Raw genomic sequence first — 8,935 nt, 5'->3', positions numbered from 1 at the left:
TGGGGTTTCTAGATTACCCAGCTGTGGATCGCGAAATGCGGGAAAAACAACTTCACGATTTCTCGGATCGCTAGGGAGATTTTTTGATGCATCTACTGCTTGTGCCATATTTTATGTTCGCCTCTAAATTTAAAATGGTGGCATTTTTATATTAATAATAATTGAGGCTAAAGATGCTTTTTGACTGGGAAGTTTAGAAAAGTTAATTTAGCTGCTTTCAAAAGTATGAAACTCGTAAGCTGTTCCCAGCATCACGAGTTTCAAAGAACTATTTTGTTAGTAGTTAGGACTTACGCACAGGTAACGGAAAACGAACCACAGAGAAGCCAGTGCGTTGGGCGGGTTCCCCGACAGCCAAGCAACTGGCGCGACGCAGAGGTCACGGAGGAATGAGAGTTTGAGAGGGTTTTTGCGTAAGTCCTAGTAGTAACTAGTTACTAGTTAATTGTCAACTAACAGCTAACAAAATTTTTAAATCCTCTCTTCAACTTATGGTAGTGGGTGGAAAAGTAGGTCAGGAAACCAATAGTTGAATAAAATCAACAAAACGGCTGTTAAAGACAAATTGACAAAAAGCAAAACTGGTCCCAAGGATAGATATTTCACGAAATAATTTTGCTGCATGAATCATTCTCCCAAATAAATCAAAAGTTGTCAGAAGGGTTAGCGTGGCGAAATGGGGATTTCTGTATCTTTAGCTGTTAATTCACCAGACAGAAATTCTTTTATGGCTGCTAGGGGCCAAGTAAAGCCTGAGAGCATAATTGGCAGTGCCAAAGGAACTTCAATGATTACTTCTTTCAATTCCACATTGCTACCTTGTTTCTTGATCGCTTGTAGGTAGGCACGACCTACCCAACCAATCCAACCAGCAATATAGAGAAACAGAATACTGGGAATCAAAAAGTCACCAGCATGATTTAAACTACCATCAACAATCAAGTGGGGGTAACCCTCAGGACCACACAGTTCTTGAGAATAACGCTCAAATCGCTTTATCCCGGATTCGGGGTCAGCAGTGGTGTTACGGGCATTAGCTGCTAGCTGTTGAAAAGCGGGATTGTCCTTGCACGGTGTCAAATTAGCCCCTAAAGCTTTTGCTGGGGAGGCAAAATTGAACCAAAGACAAATCGCTAAAATCAAAGCAAACAATCGTCGCATAGAGTTGTTTCCTTTTACTACAAAACAAAAAGTTTTATGTACAAAACGAAGCGGCTTGTACAGTTGTTTATTTGCATAACTAGGAAGTCATCATACTCTTGGGTGGGAACCGAGTAAAGTTTAAGTAAATAAAAGTTAAAGCTTCTCAACCAAGATGAGTGGGGAGTGGGGAGTGGGGAGTGGGGAGTGGGGAATGGAGAATGGGGAGTGCTGAGGATGAACCTATCCCACTATTCTAAAAATCCCTACTTCTTTTCGTAAAATGTGCTGGAAAACCTTGATTTTTCGTTTTTAGTTCTCAATCAGCTTAAGCTTTTTAGCACAAATCTTATTAGTGGGATAGGTTCATAATAATTGATTGTAGTAGGGTAGTTATAAAGTACTGAGTATAATAAGTTTTATTTTACGGTAGTAAACAAGCAAGATTTTGTTTGTTCTACTCAAAACTCAAAACTCATAACTTGAAACTCCCTACTCCGTACAGACGCGATTAATCGCGTCTCTACCCACTCCCTACTCCCCACCCTCAATGACAACCGTTTTAGCAATAGAAACCAGTTGTGATGAAACAGCAGTCGCAATTGTTAACAATCGTAAAGTTTGCAGCAGTATTGTCGCCTCGCAAATTCTAGTCCATCAGCAGTATGGCGGGGTAGTGCCAGAAGTAGCGTCTCGTAAACACTTGGAAACGATAAATGTTGCGATCGCTCAAGCCTTAGAGCAAGCCCAACTAAACTGGGAGAAAATTGACGCAATTGCCGCCACTTCTGCCCCTGGACTCGTAGGAGCGCTGTTAGTGGGGTTAACTGCGGCCAAAACCCTAGCTATGGTACATAACAAACCATTTTTGGGAGTTCATCACCTCGAAGGTCACATTTACGCAACTTATTTGAGCGAACCAAGTTTAAATCCCCCTTTCTTGAGTTTATTAGTTTCTGGCGGACATACAAGCTTGATTTATGTCAAGGATTGTGGTAGTTACGAAACTCTGGGACAAACTCGTGATGATGCTGCGGGGGAAGCCTTTGATAAAGTGGCGCGATTGTTAAAGCTGGGTTATCCGGGTGGCCCAATAATTGACAAGTTGGCACAACAGGGAAATCCCCAAGCCTTTGCTCTACCAGAAGGAAAAGTTTCTTTACCTGGTGGGGGATTCCATCGTTATGATGCGAGTTTTAGTGGGTTAAAAACGGCTGTATTGCGTTTAGTGCAGCAGTTAGAAAAAGATGGTGGACAAGTACCCGTGGCAGATGTAGCAGCTAGCTTTCAGGAAACCGTCGCGCGATCGCTAACTAAAAGAGCGATCGCCTGTGCCCTAGACTATGGTCTAGACACAATTGCAATTGGTGGCGGTGTAGCAGCGAATAGCGGCTTGAGAAAAAACCTCCAAGCCGCCGCCGTTGAACATAACCTACGCGTCCTATTCCCACCTCTAAAATTCTGTACCGATAATGCCGCCATGATCGGCTGTGCCGCCGCCGAACATCTATCTCGTAGTCATACATCTCCCCTCACACTAGGCGTTGAGTCTAGGTTAGCCCTTACCCAGGTGATGAAGTTGTATCAACCTGTTGAGTAGTCATTTGTCATTAGTCATTTGTCATTTGTCATTGGTCAGGAGAGAAAAACTTTCTGTTTGCTCCAATACCCAATGCCCTATGCCCTATGCCCTATGCCCTATAACTATTGACTATTGACCGAATGTGATCAGCCACTGCATCCGGCTGTTCTAACATAGCCAGGTGTCCGCAATTAGGAATTTCCAGAACATTATCACCACAATATTGGAACAGTCTGTGAAAGCTAGCTAAATGGCGCACATATTTGGGTTCCATAACCTTATCTTCGGCACCAGCCAAAAAATAAACTGGTTGCTTCAATTGGGATACTAGTTCAGGTAAACGATTGATTTCTTCTTCGGTTGTGGAGTCTAACAGAGTTCCCAGAGCCGCTTCTGGGTCAGCCACAACAAAATCTATTACCCGTTGACGTGCCCAATAGCGTCCCAAAGGACGAGCGACACTGGCTCTGGTAAACAGCAAATCAATTAAAGGTACTTGGGATAGCCAGCGCGGGCGGACTTGCAAAAATTTCTGACCCGCCGAGCGAAACTGCTCAAAGGCTTCTTTGAGGTAAATGCCACCGCCAGCGTTGATACAGATGACTCCCTTAACACACTCAGGTATTTGATCTGCTCCCCAAAGAGCGATCGTGCCTCCCAAGGAGTGACCAATGAGCCAAGCACTGTTAATATTCAGCTGTTTCAGGAGAATTGCTAAATCCTGAGCATACGCAGCAGGAGTATAAAGAGAATCGATTGTTGAGCCAAGCGCACTACTGGAAATGGGCGTCAGGCTCAAAGACGTTTCTGCCCGACTAAAATCGGTTTTTACCTGAGACTGGGATTCACCAAAACCCCGCAAATCATAGGAAAGGCACTGCAAATCATCTGATAAACGGGAAATTACAGGTTGCCAATATCCACGGCTATTGAGCCAACCGTGGATAAATACTAAAGCATGGGGGCAGGAAGTGGGAGCCGTTAGCTCGTATGCGTGTGGAACGCCCAAGATTTCGATAGTTGCCATACTTATATCGTACCCCTAAGGGTGGGTGCGACTAAATACGGAGTGCGAAGAGTTAGGAGAGACGCGATTAATCGCGTCTGTACAGGAGTGAGGAGTGAAGAGTCGTTAATTTTTAACTCATAACTCATAACTCATAACTTTTTTCATTTATCCAGCAATCTCTGTCGCACCCCTTCAGCAATTTTGTGACCTAGATATTCAGGAATAAGACTTTCATTCGGCCCCAACAAGTAGAGAATTAGCCGTGTACGTCCGCGCCAAACCAGTAAATTTGCATTGACTACCAGCAGGTCTTCCTGCCAGATGGCATACATCACTTTGTAGAATAATCCTGGTTGATTATCGGCTTCAATCATTAGAGCAGGGAGATGAAAGACCGGATCGACATAGAACTCAGTTTGTACCTGCTCTAAGCCAGTGTCAAGATTGAATTCTACTGCCAGCATCTCTTCTACCTCAAACCGACCTCCTAAAGCTTCACGAATAGCACGACAGACATTTTCTGCGGTTTTTTCGGTCAAGGCTTTACTACCACGAGATACCAACAGTTTGATAAAAACTAACATTGGTGGACGGATCTGACCGTATAGACTCAGACCGTGAATAGTCAACCCATAAGCTGCTAGTACACCAAAAATATCGCTGAGAAGAAAAGACTGGTTGCGGTAAGCAAAATGCAGGGCACTTTTGCTACCTTCAGGTTTTAGCTCAATAACAGCGCGTCTAGTTTTATAGAGACGGTAGGCTAGCCGCAAATTTTGCAGTTGAATCTCACTGCTGACAAATTGTTCATAAAACTGGGGAAACGCTCGGTTAAAGCGTTTTAGGAGTTCTAGTGTCGAAGATTTTAAACCAGAAGCCATTGTTAAGGGTAAGACTCGCTTGCTTTCATCATCTGGGGGGTGGGTGTTAGGGGCTGGGGACTGGGGACTGGGGACAAGGAGGACAAGGGGGACAAGAGAAGAGTGTTCTCAATACCCAATGTCCAATGTCCCATGCCTCATGCCCAATCCCTTGTATACAATACACTCCTAAGCTAACGTGCATTTAAGCTCTATACGAGCAATTGCCAGGATTAGGTTTTTTCATTTTGAATTTTGTAGGACTTACGCAAAAGTACACGCACTTTGGGGCAATTCATGAATTGCCCCTACGTGAAAATAAGGGTTTCGGCTATTGTTTGCGTAAGTCCTGTTTTGAATACTTCGGCTACGCTCAGTACAAGTTTTGAATTTTGAATTGTTTATATCCTTACCCTTTTGGTGAATTTCTCCTAGCCTTTACAACAAAATGCTAAAGTTGAAAATGATTGGTGTGAAACACGCCCTAACTGGCTGTTACCATTGCAAATCCCGACAACAACCGAAAAAATTTAAGTGTAAAAGGTAGTAAATGGGGTAGCTATGTTAGACGTGAATCAACACTCCTGAGAGTGGAAACCAATTCAGTTATACTACCCGAACCACGTTGGCATGGGTTTTTGGAAAACTTGGTTTAGTACTCCTGAATCTGTAGCGCCTAGTAGGACAAACCCTTTTGAAGAATATAGAGCCGATGCTGCGGGCAACTCCAACCCCAGCAGCCTTAGCGAAGCTTCTTTAAAGGAGACTCGCATCGTCTTCAGTACGGAGCGAGACATTGACCTGTATGAGCTAGAAGAACTCTGTGATGCAGTTGGTTGGTCGCGTCGTCCTCTAAGAAAAGTGAAAAAAGCTATTGAGCATAGTTTTCTTGTCGCCTCAATGTGGCAGGTGAGAGGAAACCAAAAGCGGCTCATTGGTTTTGCCCGTGCTACCTCAGATCACGCGTTTAATGCAACTATTTGGGATGTCGTGGTTCACCCAGACTTTCAAAGTCAAGGGCTGGGTAAGGCACTGATGAAATACGTTCTCAAAAAACTTAGGAGTGAAGAAATTAGTAATGTCACTCTCTTCGCCGACCCCCATGTTGTAGATTTCTACCGAACTATGGGGTTTATGGCTGATCCGGAAGGCATTAAAGGCATGTTCTGGTATCCTCACTAGCGCTTAATCAAAATCAAACCCGATTTACACAAGAAAATCAGGTAAAATAGTGAAAATCTATTATTTTGATATGGTTTTGCTTTTTTTGAGCCGACGAAGCCGCAAGTATATATCTTGTAAAACTAAGTCGGCAAAAAACCTTTATCAGTGTAAAAATGTAATCTATCTTGTCTTTGGCAAAGGATAAAAAAGATTAGGCATAAGCGGTCTGATGTGATATAGTTACCTTAATGCTTTTGGTAAAGCGCGATCGCTTTGATGGGATAAGAAACCAAACCACAAGAAGCAGATAAGTCGAAACGGGATGTAGCGCAGCTTGGTAGCGCGCCTGCTTTGGGAGCAGGATGCCGCAGGTTCAAATCCTGTCATCCCGATTTTTTAAATAATTAATATGCTTAACAGTTAAGGCACATTGACTCAAGCTTTCTTTATAAGATGTGCAATTAAATTGTAAATTTTTACCGATAAAAACAAATTGCCTGTTATAGTGTTGAAGCCTAACAGGCAAATTTCCCTTTTAAGCAGTAAGATATTCCTGGCACTAAGCTTTGTATAGATTTGAGAAGATATTAAAGCAAACACGATGGAACGATTGATTAAGTAATAGCGTCAACCGATATTAGAGAAAGCCAGATAAAATGGCATTTATCAGCTCCAAGTTTGAGAGACAGAGAGACTTTTGACTGTTTGAGAAGACATCTAATAAGCATCTACAGGATTTCGTTGTCAATAACAAAACGAAATCGAGAAAAACACAACTTTAGCACAGTCGATTTTTCAAAACGCTACTATAGCAAGCCTAAATAGTTGCGGAATATTGGATTTTGACCGTTGACGGTTAACGCTTAACCTCAACGCGCACAATGAATTTTTTACAATTGAAATAGATTGCTATATAACTAAAGCTAGTTGGTGCTGTGCAACATCCAACCATTTGTTTAATTAATTGGACTATTCATGCGAGGAGCAATCATGAAATCATTTATTCGCTTGGGCGCAACATTGGGTATAGCTGGCACTGTATTTTTAACAGGGCTTTCAGGAATAGGCAATCTACCAGGAATAGGCAATCAAGAGGCGATCGCATTACCACAAGATCAGGTAGTGAAAAAGCTCCAAGAAGTACCTGTATTCACGCTCACCAATCCTAAAGGCGAATTTGTAGTTCTTTCAAGGAACAACGAATCTAAGCCAATCTCTCAAGTGGGATTTTTTATTAGCAAGCAAGATGCTCAAAAATTCCTTGACAATCGGCTCAAAAAAGAAAACCCCCAGTTGGCAAGCACACTACAGGTAAGACCTTTGTCCTTGGCAGACTACTATAAAATAGTCCAAGAAAGCAAAAAGAAATCAGACTCTGTAATTTATACTTTAGTTCCAACGCAACAGCAGGTAGCTTCGGCAATAAGTATGCTGAATGAAAATGGTAAAAAAGGGGAGCAATTTAATGGTATTCCCTTATTTGTACCCAAATTTAAGAAAGATAATAGCTATTTGACGATTCCCGTCCCCAACGGCAAAGAGCGATTAATCCCTTTCTTTTTTGAGAAAGAGCAAGCAGCCGCTCTGTTAGACGAATTCAAAAAAGCTGTGCCAAAGGAAGCAGCCAACACTGAAATTCAGGTGGTGGATTTGTACGGTGTTATGGAGGCTCTCAATAGCAGTACCGACCCTAGTATAAATAAAATTGTTCTCTATCCATCGCGGGAGTCGATCAATTTTATTCGCTCGCTTGCACCGAATCAATCTCCAGCTGCCAAGCCTGCTGCACCCGCTCCGAAAAAATAACGCTTATGCACTCCAAGGTTGAGGCATGGGGGAAAAATATCTGATATCTGGTTTACAACTATGGCAGTGGCGCAATACTGCTCACCAAGCAGCGATCGCCACTGATGTCCCACCAGCCGAGGTAGATTGGCTGCTCTTAGAAGTTGCTGGGTTAGACCGTTTGACACTGCGTTTGGAGTCTTTTAAAAACTGGTCCCAAATTCAGCTGCAATTGCCTCTAGAAGAGTTAGATCGTTTGTGGCAGAGGCGATTAAATGACCGCTTACCAGTCCAGTATATTGCCGGAGTTACACCTTGGCGTAACTTTCAAATTGCAGTGTCAAGTGCGGTTTTGATTCCCAGACCAGAGACAGAATTCTTAATTGATTTAGCTTTAGCATCTGCCAGTAATGCTTCAGGACACTGGGCTGATTTAGGCACTGGGAGTGGAGCGATCGCACTGGGACTAGCAGATGTATTGCAAAAAGCAACAATTCATGCTGTTGATTACAGTTTGGAAGCTTTAGCGATCGCCCAAACCAACGCCCGTAATTTAGGTTTTGGTGACCGGATTAAATTTTATCAAGGTTCCTGGTGGGAGCCACTGACATTCTTAAAAGGTCAGTTCAGTGGTATGGTGTCGAACCCCCCTTACATACCCACCAGTACCTTACCTACCCTGCAACCAGAAGTAGTTAACCATGAACCACATCTAGCTTTGGATGGTGGCACTGATGGCTTAGATTGCATTCGCCATTTGATAGAAATCTCCCCTAGTTATTTGCAACCTGGTGGCGTGTGGTTAATTGAGATGATGGCAGGGCAGGCGGATGCAGTGCGAGAACTTTTACAAAATCAAGGTAGCTATTGTAAAATTCAAATTCACGCTGATTTAGCTGGAATTGAACGCTTTGCTCTGGCTTATAAAAGTTAGGAGTGATGAGTTATGAGTTATAAGTTATGACAATTCCTCACTCCTAACTCCTGTAGACGCGATTAATCGCGTCTCTACTCCTAACTTTGTAAACATGACACAAGTTTCTTTAACAAATCTCATAGCTGGCGCACGCGCTGGGCTTTTGGTGAGTTTTCCCACGGATACTGTTCCTGCGCTTGCAGCTATACCAGAAAAAGCAGCATTAATTTTTGCAGCGAAGCAACGCAGTCAAGACAAACCTTTGATTTTGATGGCTGCTAGTGCTGAAGATTTGTGGCTGTATGTTAAAGGTGATGAGAATGAGTATAAAGTTTGGCAAGAACTTCAGGGCTTCCGCGTCTGGTCCAACGATCACAATGCCTATGCCGCGACCCTGGCCACCGCCTATGTCCAGGCCGACCGCGACCGTTGGCAGGCCCCCGCCGAGCGGCTGATCGCCGAACTCGCCACGACCCCGC

At 43.4% G+C, this 8,935-nt stretch carries 9 protein-coding genes, 1 tRNA gene and 1 pseudogene; 6 read left to right on the top strand and 5 right to left on the bottom strand.

Going from position 1 to position 8,935, the window contains the following annotated elements:
* The 3 genes and pseudogenes from LC574_RS13420 to LC574_RS13410 form a co-directional block, all read right to left on the bottom strand.
* Window positions 1–108, bottom strand: a pseudogene (locus tag LC574_RS13420) (photosystem I reaction center protein subunit XI); the annotation flags it as partial.
* Between the two features lie 381 nt (window positions 109–489).
* On the bottom strand, window positions 490–624 hold the full coding sequence (locus LC574_RS13415) for a Photosystem I reaction center subunit IX (protein ID WP_196523099.1): 135 nt from the start codon (window positions 622–624) through the stop codon (window positions 490–492).
* A gap of 39 nt (window positions 625–663) precedes the next feature.
* Window positions 664–1,161 (bottom strand): Photosystem I reaction center subunit III, encoded by a 498-nt coding sequence (locus LC574_RS13410; RefSeq protein ID WP_229453982.1) that lies wholly within the window; start codon window positions 1,159–1,161, stop codon window positions 664–666.
* 529 nt (window positions 1,162–1,690) lie between these two features.
* On the opposite strand from LC574_RS13410, the gene tsaD reads away from it, so the two are divergent.
* Complete coding sequence (gene tsaD, locus LC574_RS13405) at window positions 1,691–2,740, top strand: tRNA (adenosine(37)-N6)-threonylcarbamoyltransferase complex transferase subunit TsaD (RefSeq protein ID WP_229453981.1); 1,050 nt, start codon at window positions 1,691–1,693, stop codon at window positions 2,738–2,740.
* A 91-nt stretch (window positions 2,741–2,831) separates the two neighbouring features.
* Here the strand turns inward: tsaD and LC574_RS13400 are convergent, their stop codons facing one another.
* Complete coding sequence (locus LC574_RS13400) at window positions 2,832–3,749, bottom strand: alpha/beta fold hydrolase (RefSeq protein WP_229453980.1); 918 nt, start codon at window positions 3,747–3,749, stop codon at window positions 2,832–2,834.
* Window positions 3,750–3,892: 143 nt separating this feature from the next.
* Window positions 3,893–4,612: a hypothetical protein gene (locus LC574_RS13395; protein ID WP_100899857.1), complete on the bottom strand. Its 720-nt coding sequence runs from the start codon at window positions 4,610–4,612 to the stop codon at window positions 3,893–3,895.
* A 609-nt stretch (window positions 4,613–5,221) separates the two neighbouring features.
* Here LC574_RS13395 and LC574_RS13390 point away from each other — a divergent pair.
* From LC574_RS13390 to LC574_RS13370, 5 genes are all read left to right on the top strand, one after another.
* On the top strand, window positions 5,222–5,773 hold the full coding sequence (locus LC574_RS13390; RefSeq protein WP_229453979.1) for a GNAT family N-acetyltransferase: 552 nt from the start codon (window positions 5,222–5,224) through the stop codon (window positions 5,771–5,773).
* A gap of 300 nt (window positions 5,774–6,073) precedes the next feature.
* Window positions 6,074–6,147: transfer RNA gene (locus tag LC574_RS13385), tRNA-Pro, on the top strand.
* A gap of 598 nt (window positions 6,148–6,745) precedes the next feature.
* Window positions 6,746–7,561 carry a Tic22 family protein gene (locus LC574_RS13380; RefSeq protein WP_229453978.1) on the top strand — a complete coding sequence of 272 codons (816 nt, stop codon included), beginning with the start codon at window positions 6,746–6,748 and terminating at the stop codon, window positions 7,559–7,561.
* Between the two features lie 25 nt (window positions 7,562–7,586).
* Window positions 7,587–8,474, top strand: coding sequence for a peptide chain release factor N(5)-glutamine methyltransferase (prmC, locus tag LC574_RS13375; protein WP_229453977.1), 888 nt, complete (start codon window positions 7,587–7,589; stop codon window positions 8,472–8,474).
* Between the two features lie 94 nt (window positions 8,475–8,568).
* The coding region (locus LC574_RS13370) for a Sua5/YciO/YrdC/YwlC family protein (protein WP_229453976.1) at window positions 8,569–8,935 on the top strand (367 nt) is incomplete at its 3' end.

The organism is Nostoc sp. CHAB 5715 (assembly GCF_020829685.1).
In the GTDB taxonomy this organism is placed as follows: domain Bacteria; phylum Cyanobacteriota; class Cyanobacteriia; order Cyanobacteriales; family Nostocaceae; genus Nostoc.
Note: the sequence above shows the minus strand (reverse complement) of the source record. Positions and strands in the feature narration are given on the sequence as shown.